The following is a 22,124-nucleotide window of genomic DNA, read 5'->3' as shown; positions in this document are numbered from 1 at the left end:
TCCCGCGCGTGCTGGGTTACTGCCAGCCGGACAGTAGGTCGGCGGCTTCTCGGGTTCGTGGGTGGTTCGCTCCCTGCACCTGGGACATCTCGGCCAGCACGACTTGCAGTTCGTCCACCGCTTCTTCTCGTTGCCCGGTTCGGTGGAGGAGTTCGGCGCGTTGCTGCCTGATCCGCAGCACGCGGGGGTGGTTGGCGCCTAACACTGCCTCCACCGATTCGCGCAGGGTGGCCAGGTCGGCGACTGCGGTCCGGTCGCCTGCCACGCCTCGCCAGAACACGAGGTTCGACTTGTAAGTGAGGGTGGTCGGGTGGTCTTCGCCCAGCGTTCGTTCCGCATCCGCGGCGGCGGTCTCGAATTCGGCGATCGCCTCGGTCAGGTCGCCTGCCACGGCACGCCAGTAGGCCAGGTTGTGCCGGGCGATCAACGTGTCGTGGTGACCGGGGGCCACTTCTTCCAGGCCGTCTGCCGCCTCCTGGTAGGCGGCTACGGCGGATCGCGCGTCGCCGATCTCCCCGATCCAGCGGCCCAGGCCCAGTAGGACGCGCAGCGTCTGCCTGTGTCGCGGTCCTAGTTCCCGGCGGAGTACGGCGTGTAGGGCCGATGCCGCGTCGCGTGCGCCGGTGATGTCGCCGGACAGGCCCATGCACAGTGCGCGGTTGTCTTCGGCGGCGATCTTGAGCGGGTGGGCGGCGGGTAGGTCGCAGGCGTCGGCTAGAGACGTCAACTCGCCGAGCGCCGTCTCGATCAGGCCGGTCTCCAGGCGGTACGTGGCCTGGTGGAAGCGGACCCAGAGGGTGTCCAGGTCGGTCTGGCCGAGTTTTCTCTCGGCGAGGTCGCGGATCTCGCCGAAGTGGTCCAGTGCGGTTGCCGGGTCTCCCAGGTCGCCGATCGCCTTCGCGACCTGCGTTCGCAGGACTACCACGTCGCGAGGGCTGACGGCGCGGGTCAGGAGGTGCCGTGCCACGTCGCGGGCCGCGGCCGGTCGGCCGATGTCCGCCAGGTGCTGGCCCAACCTGCGCAGCACGGGGTGCATTCCGCCGGCCCACAGGTGTTCGCCGGCGACCGATCGGAGGACTTCGGTGTTGCGGTAGAGGGCCGCGGCGGTGTCGGGGTCCGCTGTCGACCACTCGCGTTCGATCGCGTCGGCTGCCGCGACGGCGACCTGGGTGAGGTCGCCGACGAGATCTCGTGCGGCGCGTTGGACCAGCGCGTGCGCCTCTACCCGGCTGTCATGGGTGACCAGGTTGAGCCGGTGCAGCGCGCGGAGGGCGAGCAGGTTTCGGCCGTCGTCGAGGAGGACGGATTCGGGGATGCCGTCGGGGGCCAGCACTGAGACCAGGCCGAGGACGTCCGTCGCGTTGGCGGCTATGGCTTTCGCTCGTTCGACTGCCAGGCGCACCGTGTTCGCGACTGTGTCCTGGTGCTCGTCCGCGGGTGAGGTCGGGGGGAACAGGTCGGCTACGCGTTGGCGTCGGTCGGACAGGAGGTCGAGGTAAGTCGACACGTCCATGCCTGTGTCGATCAGGAACGCCGCGGCTTGGGACAGTGCCAGGGGGTAGTGGCCGAGGGCTTCGGCGAGGGTCGCCAGCCGGTCCGGGTCGTGGCGGGGGTCCACGGCCAGGCGTGCGGACAGGTAGGCGGTTGCCTCGTCCGGGTCGAACATGCCCACGCTGACGACCTGGGCGTCCGGTCTGCGAAGGGCGGCGTCGCGTCGTTGGGTGGTGATCAGGCTGCGTCCCGCTTCGCCCGCGGGCCAGAGGCCGGACAGTTCCGCCGGGTCGTCCACGTCGTCCAGGACCACCAGCCAGGAGGTGGTGGTGGAGCGGAGCCAGGCCAGGAACAGGTCGGCTTGGGCCTCGTCGTCGTCGCCCGCGTCGGCCTTCACGAGCGCACGCCAGGCTCGTGCGTAAGCGGTGAGGACTGATTGCCTGGTCCGTGCTCCTGCCCAGACCACCACGTCGGCACGTGCTCGGTGGAACGCGGCGGTCGCCAGTTGGGACTTGCCCGCGCCGCCCGGACCGGTGAGCAGCACTTGGCGGACGTCGGCGGTGCGCAGTGCGGCGTCTATCGCGTCGGCCAGTCCGGGCCGGTCGCGCAGTGCCGCGGCGTCGGTGGGCGGGCGGCCGACCACCACTCGTCCCGATTTCGGGGTCTGGCGGCGGTCCTGGTGGGCGGTGCGCCACAGGTCGCGCAGCTCGTTGAGCTTGGGGACGCCGCCGGTCGCCATGACGACGGCCAGCACCGCGTCGAAGTCCCGTGGGACGGACTGGCCGCCCAGCCACTCCCCCAGCCTGCGCGCGTTGACCGCCACGCGCCTTCCTGACGGCAGGACGATCGCGCTCGCGCGGCGGGCCAACGCCTCGTCGGACACGTCCGGCAGTCGTTCGCGCAACCGTGCCAGCGCCTGTGCGAACGCCGTTTTCGGGTCGCTCACCGCCACCTCCCCAAGATGATCACGAGTGTAGATCCCCGGAACGGGCCGGAGCGGGGCCTTCGTGATGCCGTGCCACCTGGTGAAACAAGGCAATGCGGTGCTGGGCGTGCCGTTGGCGGGGCTAGCTTTCGCGCCACACGAGTGGAGCGCCACACGAGTGGAGGGAGTCGACGTGGCCGGACAAAGCGGGAACGGTGCAGGGGGCTGGACGGTCCTGCTGCTCCTGGGGGTGCTGCTGAACGGCATTGGATTGATCGGCGGGATTCCGCTGCTTCCCCTGATCGGCTTCCCCCTCGGGGTCGTCGGCCTGATCGGCGTGCTCGCCGCCAAGCGCAAGGCGAAGTCCTAGAACTCGAAGCTGTGTCGGAGAAGGCCGCTCCCCACGCCGGGAGCGGCCTTCTTCGTGTTGCTGCGCCGGATGGCGCAACGGGGTGGGTCGGGCGGTTCTGACCGTTGACTTTCCGGATGCGGCTCTGCAACCCTTCGAGCTGGTTACGCAAGAAGTCGACAACTCTACGGAACTTCTTAACAAACACCTGGAACGCCCTCACGAGAAGGGGCCAGCACGCCGATGTCAACGACGACACGTGCTCGTTCACGCATAGCCGCATCCCTGCTAGCGCTGTCACTCATCGCGCCGGCCCTGGTCTCCCCTACCGCCCAGGGCGCGCCCTCACCCTCGACCGCCGGGCTCGACCTCGGCGCGCCGACCCGCATCGACCAGGTCCGGCTGTCGATGCCCGACGAGTACGCCAGGCAGGACCGGACGTTCGCGGTTCAGACCAGCCTTGACGGCAAGGGGTTCGCCACTTTGGTGCCCTCCGGCCAGCGGACGTTCGATCCGGCCGAGGGCAACGAGCTGACGTTCGACGTCGACCCGACGCTGGTGCGCTACGTGCGGGTCGAAGGTACGCAAGTTGCCGACATCGGGGTCCGCGAGGCGGTGGGCGCCGCCGTTGCCGCCACCTACACCTCGAGCAGCCACAACGACGTCTACCAGGCCGCCAACGTCGGTGACGGCAACCAGGCCACCTACTGGGAGAGCGCCAACAACGCGTTCCCGCAGTGGCTGCGGGCGGACCTCGGGGCGTCCGTGAAGGCGGACCGGATCGTGCTCAAGCTGCCGACGGCGGGCTGGGGCGCGCGGACGCAAACGTTGGCGGTGCAGCACAGCACGGACAGGCAGAACTTCAGTGACCTCGTGCCGTCTGCGCAGTACGCGTTCAACCCGACCGCGAATAGCACGGTGACGATCCAGTTCACCGCGACCACTACGCGGTACCTGCGGCTGCTGATCACCGGCAACAGCGGGTGGCCCGCGGGGCAGATTTCCGAGTTCGAGGTGCACGGGCCGTCGGGTGGGGACACGCAGCCGCCTACGGCACCGGGCAACCTCGCCTACACGTCGCCGCAGGCCGGGCAGATCCGGCTCGCCTGGTCGGCGTCGAGCGACAACACCGGTGTCGTGGGGTATGACGTCTATGCCAACGGTGTGCTGCGGACCAGTGTGGCGGGCACGACGTACACGGACTCGCAGCCGGACGGGGTTGCGGTTACGTACCACGTGATCGCCAAGGATGCTGCCGGCAACCAGTCCGCGGCCAGCAACTCGGTGACGCGGCCTGGGTCTGCGGGGACGAACCTGGCCAAGGGACGGCCGATCACGTCTTCTTCCCACGTGTTCACGTTCGTCGCAACGAATGCCAACGACGATGACGTGACGACGTACTGGGAGGGCGCTACCTACCCGAACACGTTGACCACGCAGCTCGGTGCGAACGCGGACATCAGCTCGGTGGTGTTGAAGCTCAACCCGGCGTCGGCGTGGGGCACTCGGACGCAGAACATCCAGGTGCTGGGTCGTGAGCAGGGCGCTTCGGGCTTCACGAACCTGGTGGCGGCGTGGGACTACGTGTTCAACCCGGCATCCGGCAACACGGTGACCATCCCGCTTTCCGGCCGGGTGGCGGACGTGCAGTTGCGGATCACGTCCAACACTGGTGCGCCCGGTGGGCAGGTTGCCGAGTTCCAGGTGTTCGGGGTGGCGGCGCCCAATCCGGACCTGGTCGTGAGCGCTACGTCGTTCACGCCGGTGAGCCCGGTGGAGACGAACGCGGTGACGTTGTCCGCGACCGTGCGGAACGCGGGTACGGCGGCGTCCGGCGCGACTGATGTGACGTTCTTCCTGGGCGATGACTCGGTCGGCACGGCGGTGGTCGGGGCGTTGGCCGCCGGTGCGTCGGCGACCGTGACGGCGGACATCGGGCCGCGTGGGTCCGGGTCGTACCAGTACACGGCGAAGGTCGACGAGACGAAGAAGGTGGTCGAGCAGAACGAGGCCAACAACGCTCGGCTGCACCCGACTGCTCTGGTTGTCACGCCTGTGCCCAGCTCTGACCTGGTCGGCACGCTGAGCTGGTCGCCGAACAACCCGGCCAACGGGCAGAACGTGACGTTCTCCGTCGTCCTGCGGAACGAGGGTTCTATCGCCTCTGCCGGCGGTGCGCACGGCGTCACGTTGACGCTGGTGAACGCTACGACCGGTGCGACTGTGCGGACGTTCAGCGGCAGCTACACCGGGACCATTCAGGCCGGTCAGTCCGCGTCGCCGATCGCGTTGGGCACGTGGCCTGCCGCCAACGGGAAGTACACGCTGCGCACAGACGTCGCGGTCGACGCCAACGAGATCGCGGCGCGGCAGGCGAACAACGTGACGACGCAGTCCTTGTTCGTCGGGCGTGGTGCGAACGTGCCGTGGGAGCACATCGAGGCAGAGGACGCCGCGACCGCGGGCGGTGCGGTGAAGATCGGGCCCAACCGCACCATCGGTGATCTTGCCGGTGAGGCGTCGGGACGTCGGGCGGTGACGTTGAACAGCACCGGCGCGTCGGTCGAGTTCACCACGAGCGGTCCGACCAACACGCTGGTCACCCGCTTCTCCATCCCCGACTCGGCGGGTGGCGGCGGTATCAGCTCGACGCTGAACGTGTACGTCAACGGGACGTTCCACAAGGCGATCGACCTGAACTCGCGGCACATCTGGCTCTACGGCAACGAAGCCAACCCGGGCAACTCCCCCGGCGCCGGTGGGCCGCGGCACATCTACGACGAAGCGAACGTGATGCTGAACGGCACGTTCCCGGCGGGCACGAAGATCAAGCTCCAGAAGGACTCGGCGAACACGACCACCTACGCCGTCGACTTCGTGAACTTCGAGAACGCCGTGGCCGCGCCGAACCCCGACCCGGCCCGGTACATCACCCCTAGCGGGTTCGGCCACCAGGACGTGCAGAGCGCCTTGGACCGGTTCCGCATGGACACCAGCGGCAACCTGCTCGGCGTGTACCTGCCCGCGGGCACCTACACCACCGCGCAGAAGTTCCAGGTGTACGGCAAGCCGGTGCGGGTGATCGGCGCCGGTCCGTGGTTCACGAAGTTCGTCGTGCCCGCCACGCAGGAGAACACCGACGCGGGCTTCCGGGCCGAGCAGTCGGTGAACGGGTCGACGTTCAGCGGGTTCGCGTTCTTCGGCAACTACGTGTCGCGGATCGACGGGCCGGGCAAGGTGTTCGACTTCGGAGGCGTCTCGAACATCACCATCGAGAACATCTGGGCCGAGCACATGGTGTGCCTGTACTGGGGCGCGAACACCGACTTCATGACGATCAAGGACTCGCGGATCCGGAACATGTTCGCCGACGGCATCAACATGACCAACGGCAGCACGGACAACCGGGTGGCCAACATCGAGGCGCGGTCGACCGGTGACGACAGCTTCGCGTTGTTCTCGGCGATCGACGCCGGCGGCGCGGACGAGAAGAACAACGTGTACGAGAACCTGACGTCGTTGACGACCTGGCGCGCGGCCGGTTTGGCGGTGTACGGCGGTTTCCTCAACACGTTCCGGAACATCTACATCGCGGACACGTTGACGTACTCGGGCGTGACGATCAGCTCGCTGGACTTCGGCTACCCGATGAACGGTTTCGGGCCGGAGCCGACGACGTTCACCGGGATCACACTGGTCCGGACCGGCGGGCACTTCTGGAACGGGCAGACCTTCCCGGGCATCTGGATGTTCTCCGCCTCCAAGCCGTTCCGCGGCATCCGGGTGTCGGACGTGGACATCATCGATCCGACGTACGCGGGGATCATGTTCCAGACGAAGTACACCGGGTCGGCGCCGGAGAACCCGATCCAGGACACCGTGCTGACCAACGTCTCGATCTCCGGGGCGCGGTTGAGCGGTGACCAGTACGAGCGGAAGTCCGGGATCGGGCTGTGGGCGAACGAGCTGCCGGAGGCCGGGCAGGGGCCGGCGGTCGGCTCGGTGACGTTCAACAACCTGCGGTTCAGCAACAACGTCGAGAACATCCGCAACCTGACCTCGACGTTCACCATCACCGTCAACCCCTGATCCCCCCTTTACGCGAGGCGCCGTCCTGATGCCCAGGGCGGCGCCGCCGCATTTCCCGCTGCGGGGGTGCGCTCCCCCGCGTTGTTGACGCGGTCTGGACCACATGCGAAGCTTCCCCGCGAGAGCGCTCTCACACCTCTCCTACCCTGCACAAGGAGTTGTCGTGAGACTGATCGCGCAGAGTTGCGCGGTGGTGTTCGCCACCGCGCTAGCCGTCCTGCCCACACCCGCCCAGGCCGCACCCGCCGCACCTCCCTCGGACGACGCCCTGCACGTCGCCCTGGCCCGTGACCTGGGCTGGGACCCGGCCCAAGCCGCCGTGCGCCAGGCCGAGGAGGCCGCGTCCGTCCCGGTCGAGACCGCGTTGCGGGCCCGACTCGGCGACCGGTTCGGCGGCGCCTGGTACGACGGCGGCCTGAAGGTCGGCGTGGTCGACCCGGCCGACGCCGCCGCGGTCCGGGCCGCCGGCGCGTCACCGGTGCGGGTGTCCCGGAGCGAGAAGTCGTTGGCGGACACCAAGGCCACGCTGGACCGCACGCCCGCCGCGACGGACGTCCACTCCTGGCACGTGGACCCGGCGTCCAACGCCGTGGTCGTCCAAGCCCGCACGGAGTCCGCCGCACGGGCGTTCGCGGCACGGGCCGGTGTGGACGTGAAGACCGTCGTGTCGGCCGACGCGCCGCGTCCCCTGTACGACATCCGGGGCGGCGACCAGTACGTCATCAACGGCAACACGCTGTGCTCGGTCGGGTTCTCGGTGAACAACGGCGGTTTCGTCACGGCCGGGCACTGCGGCGGCACCGGCAGCCCGACGTTGGGCTTCAACAACGTCAGCCAGGGCACGTTCGCCGGCTCGTCGTTCCCCGAGAACGACTACGGGTGGGTCCGCACCAACTCCAACTGGACCCCGACCCCCTACGTGAACAACTACGCGGGTGGCAGCGTCGCGGTCGCCGGGTCGCAGGAGGCGGGCGTCGGCGCGTCGGTGTGCCGTTCCGGCCGGACCACGGGCTGGCGCTGCGGCACGGTCCAGGCGAAGAACGTGACGGTGAACTACTCCGGGCGGCTCGTGCACGGCCTCACGTCCACCACGGCGTGTGCCGAGGGCGGCGACTCGGGTGGCGCGTGGCTCGCGGGCAACCAGGCGCAAGGCGTCACGTCCGGTGGTTCGGGCAACTGCTCGTCCGGCGGCACGACGTTGTTCCAGCCGCTGAACGAGATCCTGGGCGTGTACGGCCTCCAGCTCACCACCACTGGTGGCGGTGGCAGCACGAGCCGGATCATCGGCTGGCAGGACAAGTGCATCGACGTGCCGAACTCGAACGGTGTCGAGGGCCAGCGCCTCCAGCTGTGGGACTGCAACAACTCGGCGGCGCAGAACTGGACGTTCCCCGGTGACGGCACGGTCCGCGCGTTCGGGCTGTGCATGGACGTCGCCTGGGGCTCGCGTGACAACGGCGCGGCCATCCAGCTCGCCCGCTGCTCCGGCAACCCGGCACAGCAGTTCGTGCTGAGCGGCGCGGGCGACCTGGTCAACCCGCAGGCGAACAAGTGCGTCGACGTGACCTCTTGGGGCGGCACGGGCACGCCGTTGCAGCAGTGGGAGTGCACCGGCGGCGCGAACCAGAAGTGGCGTCGCGGGTAGGACAACCGGAGGCGGCCCTTGGCGGGAGACGTGCCAAGGGCCGCCGATTCCGGCAGGGCGTCGACTAGCCGACCTTGCCCGTGCCCGCACCTCCGGTGACGATGGACTTCACGCCGCTCGCGCTGTCCAAGGCGTAGGAGTACGGGATCGACTTCACGCTGCCACCCTGGTCACCCGAACCCGAGTTGACCATGTGGTTGTTGCGCGCCACCAGGTTGGCGGGGTCCGAGCTGCCCTCACCGCGGTGGAACGGGTCCTTGGTGTTCTCGAAGTAGTTGCCCTCGACGAGGACACCGGCTTCCTCGGTGGAAGCGACACCGTACGACGTCACGCCGCCGTAGTAGTTGTTGTAGACGTGCACCGGGTTGCCGAAGCGGACCCGCGGGTGGCGCTGGTTGGTGCCGTCGAACCAGTTGTGGTGGTAGCTGACCCGCAGCTTGCCGCGGTCCTGGCTGCCGTTGTCGTCGCTGTGGCCGAGCAGCATGGTCTTGTCGTGGCTGCTGATCTTGTTCCACGACACGGTCACGCAGTCGGACCCGCGCTTGACGTCGATCGCGCCGTCGTAGCCGTTGCGCAGGGTGTTGTGGTCGACCCAGACCCTCGTCGAGGTCTCGACCTGGATGCCGTCGTCCCGCCAGTCCCGGAAGTTCAGGTTGCGGACGATGACGTTCGAGACCTTGGAGATGTTCAGGCCGTGGCCGGCGATCGTCGCGCCGGAGCCGACACCGATGATCGTCTTGTTGGACGCGACCTTGGTCATGCTCGACAGCGTGATGGTGCCGGAGACCCGGACCACCGACGCGCTGGTCGACTGGACGGCCGAGATGAACGCCGCGGTGGTGCTGACGGTGACCGGGGAGGCGCTGCCGCCACCGGTCGTTCCGCCGCACTGCGTGGCCCAGCCTTCGAGGTTGAACGACGCGGCGTTCGCCGTGGGCGCCACGATCGCGGTCGCGGCCAGGGCCGTGGCCGCTAGCAGCGCACGGGAGATCTTGCGGGACATGCGGTTTCCTCCATACGACAATGGATGAAAAGGGAACCGGCGGCGGGGAACGTGACGGCGGCCTGTGGCCTACACCGGACTCACCACCTCTCCACGGTGTGCTTGCGGATGTGCTCGACGTCGAACTCGTCACCGAGACCGGGAGAGGAGGTCATGGCGACGTGCCCGTCGGCGTCGAGCGGGTCGGCGATCGCGAGCCGGTGCGGCGGCACGCGGTCGAAGTCGTGCAGCGGGTGCAGCAGGCCGCGCTCGTACCAGCGGCCGTTGTCGGTGCCGCCGAGGACGGCCAGGCTGGCGGAGCCGTCACCGTGGATCTCGCAGTCCATGTTGAACGACTCGGCCAGGTGCAGCGCCTTGACCGTCGGCGAGATGCCGCCGACGTCGGTCGGCCCGGCGCGCAGGATGTCGCACGCGCCGGACGTGATCCACTCGGCTCGGCTCATGTGCTTGCCCCACGCCACTTCCGGGCCGATCACCGGGATGGACAGCTGCTCGGCCAGCCACCGGTAGGAGCTGATCGACGCCTCCTCCATCGGCTCCTCGAACCAGTAGAAGCCCAGGCCCTCCAGCGCACGGCCCAGCTCCAGCGCCTCGGTGCGGGAGTACCAGTGGTTGGCGTCGAGCATCAGCTCCACGCCGGGACCGACCGCGTCACGCACCGCCTCGCAGGCCGCGATGTCCGCCCGCACGTTGGGCGCGCCGGGAACCGGCGGCATCCACGTGTGCAGCTTGATCGCCCGGTAACCCTGCTCCACCAGCTGCTTGGCGAACTCCGCGTAGTCACCCGGCGTGCTCAGACCGCCGGGCGTCTCGTCACCGCACATGGTGCTGGCGTAGGCCGGGATGCGGGACCGGGCGCCGCCGAGCAGCTTCCACACCGGCTGCCCGACCTGCTTGCCCACCAAGTCCCACAACGCGGTGTCGACGTAGCCCAACGCCCGGTCCGTGAACCGGCCGTGCGAGCCGCGCTGCTTGCGCGCCATCGCTTTCCAGAGCCGTTCCCGGTCCCACGGGTCCGCGCCGATCAGCACGGGCTTCACGATCGAGTCGAGCACGGCGGGGCGCAGCTGGTCGGGGTGCACCTGGACGCGTCCGACGACACCGTCCGAGTCGGTGATCTCCAGCAGCGCCTCGCGGACCTCGTGCCGGGCGCTCGGGTGTCGGTGCCCGTGCGGGTCCACCGCGGTCCACGCGGTGGTCGTGAACACCGACACCTCGACGCGCTCGATCATTTGCGCTCCTCCCACTCCTTCTGCGCCTCGGTCAGCTTCTTCGCCATGTCGTCCAGGAACTGCTGCGCGGACAACTCGCCGAGGAGCACCTTCTGGTACTGGGGTTCGCTGTCGGTCTTGGTGATCGAGGAGTACTGCGGCAGGTAGACCGGCGCGGGCACGAGGATGGTGGCCGGGTCCTCCATGACGCCGAGCGCCATCTTCACGTGCGCGGCCTTGTCGATCCACGCCGCGCTGCGCACGTCGGTGTTGGCCGGGATCTGGCCGACCTTCTCGTTCCAGTAGCTGTTGGACTCGGACGAGGTCAGGAACTCGGCGAACTTCCAGGCGGCGTCCTGGTTCTCGCTGTTCTTGAACACCGCGAAGCCGTCGGTCGGGTTCGGCACGACGGTCCGCTTGCCGCTCGGGCCGACGGGCAGCGGGATCGCGGCGACCTTGTCACCCAACGCCTTGGTCACGTCGCTGTAGGAGCCGAGGTTGTGGTGCATCATCCCGATCGAGCCGCCGGTGAACTGGGCGATCATCTGGGTGAAGCTGTTGTTGACGTCGGCCTCGGGCGTGGCCTTCTTGTACAGCTTGGCGATCTTGTCGACCAGCTCGGCGTTGGCGCTGTCGTTGAGCGTGCTCTGGCCGCCCTCGTAGAAGTTGTCCACGCCGGAGTACGCGTACGCCTCGGTGATCAGCTGGAACACCGAGCCCGCGCCACCGCGGATGGTGTAGCCGTACTTGTTCGCGGCCGTGTCGGTCAGCTTGGTGGCCGCGGTGATGAACTCGTCCCACGTCTTCGGCGGCTCGATGCCCGCGTCCTTGAACCAGTCGGTGCGGTACCAGATGACGTCCATGTTCGCGGAGGACGGGACGAGGTAGAGCTTGCCGTCCGGCCCGGTCTGGCGGACCGTCTCGACCAGCGAGGGCAGCAGCTTGTCCTTCAGCGGACCGCTGTTGATGCGGTCGTCGACGGGCGCGAGCGCCTCCTGGCCGACCAGGTGGGCGAGGTACGACGTGGTCACGCCGCCGACGTCCGGCGTCTCACCGCCGGCGATGGCGGTGTCGTACTTCTGCTGCACCGACGCGCTGGGGATGCCGACGTACTCGACGTGGATGTTCGGGTTCGCGGACTCGAACCGCTTGATCAGCTCCTCGTAGATGGGCGTGCGCGCGGGGCCGCCGTTGTTGTCCCAGAACGTGATGGTGACCTTCCCGTCACCCCCGCCCGTCTCCCCGGATCCGCAGGCGGTCAACGCCAGCGCGGCGGCGGCCACAGCGACCAGCAGTCTTCTCATGATGCTCCCTATCCCTTGACAGCCCCGGCGCTGAGCCCCTGCACCAGGAACCGCTGCACGACGGCGAAAACGAGGACCACCGGAACGGCCGCTACGACGCCACCTGCGGCGAGCGCACCGAAGTCGGTGTTGAACTCACCCAGCGCGTAGCTCAGGCCGACCGGCAGCGTGAACTTGTCCTGCCGTGACGCGAACATCAGCGCGAACAGGAACTGGTTCCAGGCGCCGATGAACGCGAACGACCCGACCGCCACGAGCGCGGGCTTGAGCTGCGGCAAGGTGACCGCGAAGAACGCCCGCATGCGCGAGCAGCCGTCCACCATGGCGGCTTCTTCCAGTTCGTACGAGATGTTGCGGACGAACCCGCTCATCAGGATCAGCGCGAGCGGCAGCTGGAACGCCACCTCCGCGATGACCAGGCCGGTGAGGCTGTTGAGCAGCCCCGCGCCCTTGAAGATGACGAACAGCGGGATCAGCATCATCGCGCCCGGGATGAACTGGGTGCACAGCAGCGCCAGCAGGAACACCCGTTGGCCGCGGAACTTGAACCGGGCCAGCGCGTAACCGCCCATGGTCGACAGGATGGTGACGAACACCAGCACGCCGAGGCCGATCATCACGCTGTTGTAGAAGAAGATCCCGAAGCCGATGTCGTTCCACACCGTGTCGAAGTGCTCCAGCGTGATCGGCCACGGGACCAGCTGCGTGGAGCCCGTCGGCCGCACCGCGAACACGATCATCCAGTAGAACGGGATGAGCGTGAACAGCAGGTACACGACCAGCGGCACGTGGATGAGCCACCGCTTGCCCGGCTCCTCGGCCACGGCCCGGCGCCGCCGTTTCGTCGGCTTCCGGGGTGGCGGAGGGGTGTTCACGGGGGGTCGAGTGAGTGTTTCGGTCATGCCCGGCTCCCGAACTTCGACAACCGCAGGTACAGGATCGAGAAGAACAGCAGGATGAGGAACCCGGCGACGGTCAGCGCCGAGCCGTACCCGAAGTTGTGCGAGTCCACGGCCTGCCTGGCGACGTACAGCGGCAGCGTGGTGGTCTGGTTCGCCGGGCCGCCGCCGGTGAGCGTGTAGATGAGGTCGACGTTGTTGAACTCCCACACCGCGCGGAGCAGCGTGGACAGGATGATCGCGTCCTTGAGGTGCGGCAGGGTGACGCTGGTGAAGCGCCGCCACCGGCTCGCGCCGTCCACCGACGCCGCCTCGTAGAGGTCCTTGGGGATGCTCTGGAGGTCGGCCAGCAGCAGGATCGCGAAGAACGGCACACCGCGCCACAGCTCGGTGACCACCAGGGCGTCGAACACCGTGTCGGGGTTGCCGAGCACCGAGGTGCCCGGCGAGCCGATGCCCAGCTCCGAGAGTTCCTGGAAGATGCCAGTGGACGGGTTGAGCAGCAGGATCCAGATGCCGGTGGTGAGCACGCCGGACACCGCCCACGGCGAGAACACCAGCGCGCGGGCGATGCCGCGGCCGATGAACGTCTCGTTCACCACCAGCGCCAGGATCAGGCCGAGCAGCAGCTGGAGTCCGACTTCGACGAACACCCACTTGGCGCTGAACACGAGGCTCTGCCAGAACAGCGGGTCGTCGAACAGCATCTGCTTGAAGTTGTCCAGCCCCGCGAAGCCGTTCTTCCACGGCTGCGTGACGTTGTACCGCTGGAGGCTGTAGTAGACGACGCTCCCGATCGGGTAGACCAGGAAGACCGCCATCAGCACCAGCGTCGGTGCGATCAGCGCGTAAGGCGCCCACGTGCGAGTCCTCATGCGGGGTTCCAGTCGCCGAGGTACGCGCGGCGGGTGTGCTGCGAGGCATGTTCGGACGTGAGCTGCGGCCGGTCGGCTCCGGCGGTCGCGCCCGGACCGGAGTTCCGGTGTTCGGCGAACCTGGCGTCACGCCACGAGAAGCCGGACATGTCGGTCCACGGCGCGGTCTTCACGGCGGCGGGCAGCTTCGTGTCGCGGATGACGACGGACGCGATGGCGTCCGGGTCGCCGCCGGGGTGCCACGGCCGGCCCAGGTAGTAGGTGCCCGCGGGGGCGTCGCTCACGATGGTCGAGTTCATGATCAGGAACCCGTGCGGGTTGTCGCGCCGCGTGCTGGCGGCCGTGATGTACCCGTTCGGGTCACTGCCCCGGTCGAGCGCCCGGATCGTCATCTGGTCGAACACCGCCGTGGCGCGGCCGAAGATGAAGTCGACGTCGCCTACGATCTCGCCACCCCGGTAGTACTGGCGGGCCCGCGTCCCGGCGGCCCGCGTGTCGGCGTAGAGGGTGTCCTGATGGCCGATGAACCGAACGCGGTCGTAGTACTGGCGGTCGCCCGTCGCCTTCACCGCGACTGCCTGCGTGGACGTGATCTCGGGGTGCGCGGCCCGGTCGAACGAGTTGCTGAACGTCAGGTCGCGCGCGGTGAAGCCGTCCGCCTCGATCGTCGCCGTGGCCGAACCGGTCGTCCCGTACGTCGTCCCGTCGGGCTTCTTGGTGCCGTTGGCGTTGTCGTAGTCGATGACGACGTCGCGCGCGGTGCCGGTGGAGCCCTTCAGCAGCAGGTCGGGCTTGGTCCGGGGCACCCGGATGACCTCGCGGTACACGCCCTTGCCGATGGTGATGGTGGTGCCGGGCGGAGCGGCGTCGATCGCGGTCTGCACGGTGTCGAAGTCGGTGCCCTTGGCCACGTGGTAGCGCTCGCGCTGCATCGCGCCGGCCTTCAGGTCCTTGACCCGCACTGCCTTCTCAAGGCCCTTGTTCAGGGTGGGCGTCCAGCCGGCGTCACCGGCGAGCTGCGCGGTCGGGTTGGCCGCGTTGAACGCGTCCAGCACGTCGGTCGGCCGACCGTCCACGACCGTGCCGACCTCGGTGATCGCGGTGCCGCCCCAGTTGTAGATGAGGTCTTCCACCGCGCCGCCGCCGGACAGCTTGACGTAGTTGTTCTCCACGTAGAGCGCGGACTTCACGCCGACGCCCCAGGCGTAGACGAACGACGGTCCCGGCTCGTAGAGGTTGTTGTAGACGTGCACCTGGCCGAACCGCACCCGCGGCAGCCGCTCCTCGACGTTGCGGAACACGTTGTGGTGAATGGAGACCCGCAGCTTGCCGGGGTCGGTGGTCGAGGTGTTCGACGAGCCGATCAGCATCGTCTTGCCGTGGTCCTCGAACAGGTTGTACGACGCCGTGACCAGGTCGGTGCCGCTGGTCATGTCGAGCGAGCCGTCGTGCTGCTGATAGGGCCGGCCGAAGTAGGTCGGCGACTCGCTGTCCGGGTGCGGCTGGTCGGTGAACGTGTTGTGGTCGACCCACACGTTCGTCGCCCGTTGCAGGGACACCGCGTCGTAGTCCGAGTTCCAGTTGCCCTCGGAGCCGTCGGTCGGGTCCCACTGCGGGAAGCAGTCGCGGGTGTCGCGGAAGGTGAGGTTGCGGATGATCACGTTCTGCACGCCGTGCACCCGCACGTTCGCGCCGGTGATGCCCGCGCCGCGGCCGTCGCCGACGAGCGTGGTGTCGGAGCCGACGTTCAACGCGATGGCCGCCGCCTGACGCCGCGCGGATGCCGCGCGGGCGTCCTCCAACGGGCCGCTGACTTCGGTGTCACGCCCCCAAACGGCGGGGTCGTATGCCGCCAAATAGCCCGCGAGCGTGTATCCGTCGGCCGCATAGGTGGAGCAATCGGCGCGCAGGTCGATAACGCCGCGCACCTTGATGATGCGCGGGGCGGGCGCGGCCAGCGCGGCCCGCAGTTCCTCCGCGTCACGCACGACGTGCTCAGTGGTCGCGGCCGACCCACCGGTCGTGCCGGTACCGCTCGAAGCCCAGCCGTCACCGGCCTGAAGCACCTGTTTGCCCAGGTCGGTACCTGCGTGCACGGGTGCCGCCGCGAACACGCCGAGGGCGCATGAAAGCACGAGCGCAGAACTCAATATCCGCATGACGAGGGGCCTTCCGCGGCGAGATCGTTCATATGTGTGAACGCTATCCAGAAGTGCGAACAGAGTATTGCGAAAGTATCCGCCGTACGTCAACGACGTAACTCCGTTCGACGCCCATTCGACGATCCCGCGCACCTGGCCCCCTGCGTCGACGACCGCCCGCGGGCCAAAATCGAGCGATGATCACGTTCCGCGAGGTCTCGCACCGCTCTTCCGCCAGACACCGGCTCGCCGACAACCGGGAGGTGTGGCTGACCCCGGTGACGCCCGCCGACCGCGACGAACTGGCCGACGCGCTGCGGCACGCGGACCTGGACACCCTGTTCCAACGGTTCTGCGGCGCCGCGCCGACCGTGACGCCCGCGCTGCTCACCCACCTCACGGACCTGGACCACGTCCGCCGCTGCGCGATCGCGGCACGGGACGCCGACGGCCGTGGCGTGGCGATCGCGCGTTATGAGGCGACCCGCGAACCGGGCGCGGCCGAGATCGCGGTGGTGGTCACCCCGCCCTGGCGACGCGTCGGCCTGGCCACCGCGATGACGCGCCGGCTGGCGGCCGTCGCGGTGGCCAACGGGTTCGACCGGTTCACCGCCACGCACCTCGCCGGCCACCAGGCCGTCGCCCGAATGCTGCGCTCGGCGGGCGCGGCGCCGGTCGACACCGGCCCTACCGTTGAATGGTCTGTTCGATTGGGCGAATGACCGGGCGGAAATCGGGTGGAACACTGGCCGACGTCATTCGACCGAAACCAGGGAGGTTGTGCGCAGTGCACCGACCAGCCGCACGGGAGCACCAGGGACCGATCAGTGAAATGCTCCCCGAACTCCGGCGCGGACGCGGGCTGACCCAGTACGACCTGGCAGCGGAGCTGCACGCGGTGTCCGGCAACGTCAGCATCACGCGGGAGGAGGTGTCCCGCTGGGAGCGCGGAAAACGCATTCCCGGGCCGTACTGGCGCACCTGGCTCGGACGTGTGCTCGGCACGTCACAACAGGAACTCGAACAAGCTGCCGCGATCGCCAGGCGCACCCGCAGGGACCATTGACCGCACATTCACACAATTGCGGTGACAACCGGATTCCGTGCTCTCGCGCGCAGCGCCGGGCGGGTGTCAGCGAGCGGCAGGGCCCTTGCGCCACTCGGCCACGACGTGCTCCACGTCGAACGGCATCAGGTTCAGGGGCGGACCCGACATCGGCTTGCGGATCGCCTCGTCGATCCTCGCGTTGATGTCGGCCAGGATCGACCGCACCTCGGCCTCGCTCGACGCCCGCCCGGCGGCCTCGCGCGCGGCCGCGGCTTGCTTGCGCAGCAACAACGTCGGGGGGAGGGCGGTGCCCTCTTCGCGGCGGAGCTTCTCCTTCACCCACCACAGTTCGTCGTGCGGCGCGTGCAGACCGGGCAACGGCTTTCCCGCACCGGGCAGGTTCTCGAACTCGCCGCGGTCCTCGGCCTCGCGGATCTGCCGGTCGATCCAGGTCTCGAACCCGACGCCGGCCGGTTTGCGCTCGGTCACGGCCACCACCCCCGCATCCGAGGTTACCGACTCGAGGTCGCCTACTGGGCGAGCTTGGCCGCCTTCTCCATCAGGTACCGCTGCTCCGGTGTGCTCGTCGTGCGCGCTGCCGCCGCCCGGTAGTGCGCCACGGCGCGGGGCACGTCACCGGACATCTCGTGCAGGTGGGCGCGGACGGCGTCGAGGCGGTAGTGGCCCGGCAGCCGCCCGTCCAGGGCGTCGATCAGCTTCAGGCCCTCGGCGGGACCGTGCACCATCGCCACCGCGATCGCCCGGTTCAGCGAGACCATCGGGTTGCCGGTCATCCGCTCCAGCAGCCCGTACATGCCCAGGATCTGCGGCCAGTCCGTGTCCTCCGCGCGCAGCGCGTCATCGTGGATGGCCGCGATCGAGGCCTGCAACTGGTACTCGCCGATCGCGCCGCGCTCCACCGCCGCCATGATCAGCTCGACGCCCTCCACGATCAGGGCCTTGTCCCACGACGACCGGTCCTGGTCGGCCAACGGGATCAGCGAGCCGTTCGGGCCGGTGCGTGCGGGCCGGCGCGCGTCGGTGAGCAGCATCAACGCCAGCAGGCCCGCCACCTCCGGGTCGGACGGCAGCCGGGCGTGCACCGCCCTGGTCAGCCGGATCGCCTCACCCGACAGCTCGGTGCGGTGCAGGGAGCCGCCGACGCTGCTGGTGTAGCCCTCGTTGAAGATCAGGTACAGCACGTGCAGCACGGACCGCAGCCGCGCGGCGAACTCGTCCGGTCCGGGCATGGCGAAACCCGCGCCGCGCAGCTTCTGCTTGGCCCGGGTGATCCGCTGCGTCATGGTCGCCTCGGGCACCAGGAACGCGTTCGCGATCTCCGCCGTGGCCAGGCCGCCCACCGCGCGCAACGTCAGCGCGATCGCCGACGCGGGCGTCAACTCCGGGTGGCAGCACAGGAACAGCACCACCAGCGTGTCGTCCCGGTCCACCGCGTCACCGGGCGACGGTGCGTGGAACACCTCGTCCTCACGCCGTCGCCGCGCCACCTCGCTGCGGATCAGGTCGGTCATCTTCCGCGCCGCCGTCTGCACGAGCCAGCCGCGCGGGTTGTCCGGCACGCCGTCCACCGGCCAGTGCCGCGCCGCCGCCAGCAACGCCTCCTGCACGGCGTCCTCGGCCGACGCGAAGTCGCCGAACCGACGTGCGATCACGCCGACGACCTGCGGCGCGCACTCGCGCAGCAGGTCCTCGACGGTCTTGCCCACAGGTACCGCGTGGGTCACAGGTCGGGCGAAGCGGGCGCCGACATCAGCTCCCGCACCTCGATCGGGATGCCCATCGGAACGCCGTTGGGACCGGGCGCGGCCGACGCCTTCGCCGCGATCTCCAGCGCGCGCTCCAGCGTGGTGTCGACCATCCAGTAGCCGGCCAGCAGCTCCTTGGACTCCGGGAACGGGCCGTCGGTGACGACCGGCGCGCCGGAGCCGGTGAACGTCACCGTCTTGGCCAGCTCGGGGCTCGCCAGGCCCTGCGCGTCGACCAGCTCGCCGTTCCCGGTCAGCTCGCTGCCCAGGTCGTTCTGGAACTGGATGTGCGCGGCGATGTCCTCGTGCGGCCACTGGTCCATCGGGACGTCGCAGTTGGCGGCCGGGCCGTAGTTCATCAGGAGCAGGAACTTCGCCATGTCGGACTCCTAGGTCTTCGTCGCGCCCATCTTGGCGCTTTCAACCTGTGGACGGAGCCGTTCCGGACTTCCCTACACGTTCAAGTGTGACCTGAGTCACTCGCGGTTGTGCCCCGGATGCGGGGCACAACCGCGAGAACCCGTCAGGTCAGCGAGCAGAGGGGCCTCGGCGGAACCCAACCGGTGGCGTCACCCGAGCCGTTGAACCCGACCTTGATCGAGGTCAGCGGCTGGATGGCGCCGTTCCAGGACGCGTTGGACACCGTCACGGTGGAACCGCTCTGGCTGAACGTGCCGTTCCACCCCTGGGTCACGGCCATGCCGGCCCGCAGGTCGAACTGGACCCGCCAGCCCTTGGTCGCGGTCGCGTTGCCGTTGCGGATCTCGATCTCCCCCGAGAACCCGCCCGGCCACTGGTTGACGATCCTGAGCGAGACGCCGCATTCCACCGGCGGCGAACTCGTGCTGGTCGTCCTCGTTGTAGTGGTGGTGGTGCTTGTCGACGTCGTGGTGCTCGTCGTGGTGGACGTGGGCGTGGTGCCGTTGAGCGCGGACACCACGGCCGGGAACCACTTGTTCGCGATCTTGCGATCACCGGACGCGTTCGGGTGCACACCGTCGTAGGTGTCGGTCCCGGTGGCGAACCCGGCCCACTGGTCGACCACGGTGATCGGCGACTGCGCGGTGGACTTGCCCGCCGCCCAGCCCGGGATCGCCGCGTTCAGGTCGACCACCCGCTGTGGGCACTCGCCGCAGGCGCTCGCCGCCATCGGGATGATCTTGGCGACGATCACCTTCATGCTCGCGTTGTTCGCGCGCATCTGGTCGACCAACTTGCCGTACGCGGCCAGGATCGTCGCGGTCGACCGGTTGCTCCACACGTCGTTGGTCCCGAAGTGCATGAGCACCACGTTCGGGTTGGTGGCGCCCAACCACCCGACGAGCTGGTTCTGGTCGGCCACCGCCGTGACCAGCGCGCCGCCGTGGCCCTCGTTCTCGCCGTCGTAGGCGAACCCGCAACCGTCACCGGTCCGGGTGCCGACGAAGTCGATGTCCGTGTGCCCGGCGTTGCGCAGGTCGCGGTCCAGCAGCGCCCGCCAGCAGCCCGGCGACCCGGTGATCGAGTCGCCCAGCGCCATGATCCGCGTCGGTGCGGCGGCCTCGACCGCCTGGCCCGGTGCGGCGACCAGGAGGCCGACCAGCGTGGCCAGCGCGGCTAAGAGCGTTGTGACAGCGGCTTTTCTCGACATCGCCGGCTCCTAGGCGGTGGTGCAGCTTGCGCCGTTGAGGGTGAACGACGTGGGCGCCGCGTTGGTGCCGTTCCACGAGCCGATGAAGCCGAAGCTGACCGAGCCGTTCACCGGGATGTTGCCGGTGTAGGACACGTTGGTCGCGCTCAGCGTGGCGGCGGACTGGCTCGTGGTGGCGCCCCAGGACTGGCTGACGGACTGGCCGTTGGCCCACGTCCAGCGGAGCGTCCAGCCGTTCACCGCGGTGGTGCCGGTGTTGGCGATCTTGACGTCGCCCTGGAAGCCGCCCTGCCACTGGCCGGCGACCTTGTAGGTGACCGCGCAGGTGCCCGTGCCGCCGCCGGACTGGGTGGTCACGGTGACCGTGCCGGAACGGGCGGACCGGTTGCCCGCCGCGTCACGGGCGTAGACGGCGAACGTGTACGCCGTGCTCGCCGAGAGGCCGGTGATGGTCGCGCTGTTGGTGGTGGAGCTCGCCGCCGCGGTCTCCGTGGTGCCGTTGACGCGCACCACGTCGTAGCCGGTGACGCCGACGTTGTCGGAGGACGCGGTCCAGGCCAGGGTGACGCCGGTGGACGTGACGCCGGACGCGGCCGGGGTGCCGGGGGTGGACGGCGCGGTGATGTCCGGGCCGGTGCCGCTGTCGTAGACGCTGGCCTGGCGGGAGGTGGCCTTGATGCCGTTCGCGCCGTTGATCGCGCGCTGACCCCAACTCGTCAGCTGGGCGGCGTTGAAGCCGGTGACCATGTCGAGGTACTCGACGCCGCCGCCGTTGCCGGACCACGACCACGCCAGGTAGCCCAGCTTGAGCGCCTGCGTGGTGGCGAAGATCGTGTCCTCGTCCGGGTTGCCGTCGGAGTGGTCGTGCCCGAACTCGCCGACCACGATCGGCAGCTTCGCCGCGACGAACGCGTTCAGGTAGTCGTTGACCTTGGCGGCCGTGTTGTACACGCCGTACATGTGGATGGAGAACACCGTGTTCTTCTGCGGGTCCGTGGCGAAGACCGAGGCGGCGTTGGCGCGCATGGTGTTGTCCCAGTCCTGGCCCCAGTTCGGCGCGTCCACCATGATCGTGTGCTGGAAGCCCGCGGCGCGCAGGGACGTGATGGCGTCCTTGGTGGCCTGGGTCCACCCGGTGTAACCGACGTTGCCCCACGGCTCGTTGCCGATGTTGAGGATGACGTACTTCTCCTGGCCGGCCATCGCGCTCTGGATGCTCTTCCAGTACTCGACCGCGCGGGCCAGGCTGATGGCGCCGCTCTGCTCCTGGTAGCCGGTGGTGTCGTGCACCTCCATCACGCAGATGAGCTTGTTGGCCTTGCACTGGGTGATGACGTTGGTGACGTCGGCGGCGTTGTTGAGGGTCCACCGGTCGCCGGAGCTGAGCACGACGCGGACCGTGTTCGCACCCGTGGCCTTGATGTCCTTGAGGGCCTGGGTGGTGCGGTCGGCGTACCAGGTGTGCGCGTGGTTGACGCCACGCATGACGAAGTCGTTGCCGTTGGCGTCCAGGAGACGCCCGTTGCTGACGGTGAACCCGGCCGCGGCTTGCGCCGGCACCACGGTCAGCAGTGACAGGACCAAGGCGGCGATGGCGGCGCCGGCCAAGGCGAATCGCTTGCGCATGGATGTACCTCGCGTTGTTGTCGACGTTGACATAACGAGCGCAGGGCAGCGCGCCTACCTGTGGCAGGCATCCACACCAAAGCACTTAACCGCTTAAGTGTCAACGGTGATCCTTCCACCCC

Annotated in this window: 17 protein-coding genes; 5 read left to right on the top strand and 12 right to left on the bottom strand. The window is 68.8% G+C overall.

Translation table 11 applies throughout. From position 1 onward, the window contains the following. Nucleotides 1-16: 16 nt before the first annotated feature. Nucleotides 17-2,437, bottom strand: coding sequence for a tetratricopeptide repeat protein (locus F4560_RS02600; protein WP_184915693.1), 2,421 nt, complete (start codon nt 2,435-2,437; stop codon nt 17-19). Between the two features lie 172 nt (nt 2,438-2,609). On the opposite strand from F4560_RS02600, the gene F4560_RS02595 reads away from it, so the two are divergent. From F4560_RS02595 to F4560_RS02585, 3 genes are all read left to right on the top strand, one after another. Beyond that, nucleotides 2,610-2,786, top strand: a complete 177-nt coding sequence (locus F4560_RS02595) for a hypothetical protein (RefSeq protein WP_184915691.1) — start codon at nt 2,610-2,612, stop codon at nt 2,784-2,786. A gap of 222 nt (nt 2,787-3,008) precedes the next feature. Then, nucleotides 3,009-6,854: a galactose-binding domain-containing protein gene (locus F4560_RS02590; protein ID WP_184915689.1), complete on the top strand. Its 3,846-nt coding sequence runs from the start codon at nt 3,009-3,011 to the stop codon at nt 6,852-6,854. Between the two features lie 163 nt (nt 6,855-7,017). Continuing rightward, on the top strand, nt 7,018-8,499 hold the full coding sequence (locus tag F4560_RS02585) for a ricin-type beta-trefoil lectin domain protein (protein WP_312868226.1): 1,482 nt from the start codon (nt 7,018-7,020) through the stop codon (nt 8,497-8,499). Nucleotides 8,500-8,563: 64 nt separating this feature from the next. Here the strand turns inward: F4560_RS02585 and F4560_RS02580 are convergent, their stop codons facing one another. From F4560_RS02580 to F4560_RS43960, 6 genes are all read right to left on the bottom strand, one after another. Beyond that, on the bottom strand, nt 8,564-9,502 hold the full coding sequence (locus F4560_RS02580) for a pectate lyase family protein (RefSeq protein WP_184915682.1): 939 nt from the start codon (nt 9,500-9,502) through the stop codon (nt 8,564-8,566). A gap of 80 nt (nt 9,503-9,582) precedes the next feature. Beyond that, entirely contained in the window at nt 9,583-10,734 is a 1,152-nt protein-coding gene (locus tag F4560_RS02575; protein WP_184915679.1) for an enolase C-terminal domain-like protein, read from the bottom strand. Further along, nucleotides 10,731-12,017, bottom strand: coding sequence for an ABC transporter substrate-binding protein (locus F4560_RS02570; protein ID WP_184915677.1), 1,287 nt, complete (start codon nt 12,015-12,017; stop codon nt 10,731-10,733). The genes F4560_RS02575 and F4560_RS02570 overlap by 4 nt, the downstream gene beginning before the upstream one ends. 8 nt (nt 12,018-12,025) lie before the next feature. Continuing rightward, nucleotides 12,026-12,919 carry a carbohydrate ABC transporter permease gene (locus tag F4560_RS02565; RefSeq protein WP_184915674.1) on the bottom strand — a complete coding sequence of 298 codons (894 nt, stop codon included), beginning with the start codon at nt 12,917-12,919 and terminating at the stop codon, nt 12,026-12,028. Beyond that, nucleotides 12,916-13,791, bottom strand: coding sequence for a carbohydrate ABC transporter permease (locus F4560_RS02560; RefSeq protein WP_184915671.1), 876 nt, complete (start codon nt 13,789-13,791; stop codon nt 12,916-12,918). The genes F4560_RS02565 and F4560_RS02560 overlap by 4 nt, the downstream gene beginning before the upstream one ends. Next, nucleotides 13,788-15,887: a pectinesterase family protein gene (locus F4560_RS43960; protein WP_312868221.1), complete on the bottom strand. Its 2,100-nt coding sequence runs from the start codon at nt 15,885-15,887 to the stop codon at nt 13,788-13,790. The genes F4560_RS02560 and F4560_RS43960 overlap by 4 nt, the downstream gene beginning before the upstream one ends. Before the next feature lie 242 nt (nt 15,888-16,129). Between F4560_RS43960 and F4560_RS02545 the strand changes: the two genes are divergently transcribed. Then, entirely contained in the window at nt 16,130-16,654 is a 525-nt protein-coding gene (locus F4560_RS02545) for a GNAT family N-acetyltransferase (protein WP_184915668.1), read from the top strand. Nucleotides 16,655-16,764: 110 nt separating this feature from the next. Then, entirely contained in the window at nt 16,765-16,998 is a 234-nt protein-coding gene (locus F4560_RS02540; protein WP_246477703.1) for a helix-turn-helix transcriptional regulator, read from the top strand. 66 nt (nt 16,999-17,064) lie between these two features. On the opposite strand, the gene F4560_RS02535 is transcribed toward F4560_RS02540, so the two are convergent. From F4560_RS02535 to F4560_RS02515, 5 genes are all read right to left on the bottom strand, one after another. Then, on the bottom strand, nt 17,065-17,469 hold the full coding sequence (locus F4560_RS02535) for a DnaJ family domain-containing protein (RefSeq protein ID WP_184915663.1): 405 nt from the start codon (nt 17,467-17,469) through the stop codon (nt 17,065-17,067). A 41-nt stretch (nt 17,470-17,510) separates the two neighbouring features. Next, a complete protein-coding gene (locus tag F4560_RS02530; RefSeq protein WP_184915660.1) occupies nt 17,511-18,707 on the bottom strand; it encodes an RNA polymerase sigma factor in 1,197 nt (398 codons plus the stop codon). Between the two features lie 14 nt (nt 18,708-18,721). Further along, the gene (locus F4560_RS02525) at nt 18,722-19,126 is read right to left on the bottom strand and encodes a YciI family protein (RefSeq protein WP_184915657.1); all 405 of its coding nucleotides are present in this window, start codon (nt 19,124-19,126) and stop codon (nt 18,722-18,724) included. A 143-nt stretch (nt 19,127-19,269) separates the two neighbouring features. Continuing rightward, entirely contained in the window at nt 19,270-20,376 is a 1,107-nt protein-coding gene (locus F4560_RS02520) for a cellulose binding domain-containing protein (RefSeq protein ID WP_184915654.1), read from the bottom strand. Between the two features lie 9 nt (nt 20,377-20,385). Next, complete coding sequence (locus tag F4560_RS02515; protein ID WP_184915652.1) at nt 20,386-22,002, bottom strand: cellulase family glycosylhydrolase; 1,617 nt, start codon at nt 22,000-22,002, stop codon at nt 20,386-20,388. Nucleotides 22,003-22,124: the final 122 nt, after the last annotated feature.

Origin of the sequence: Saccharothrix ecbatanensis, assembly GCF_014205015.1 — a bacterium.
In the GTDB taxonomy this organism is placed as follows: Bacteria; Actinomycetota; Actinomycetes; order Mycobacteriales; family Pseudonocardiaceae; genus Actinosynnema; species Actinosynnema ecbatanense.
This window is presented reverse-complemented; position numbering and strand designations above follow the sequence as displayed.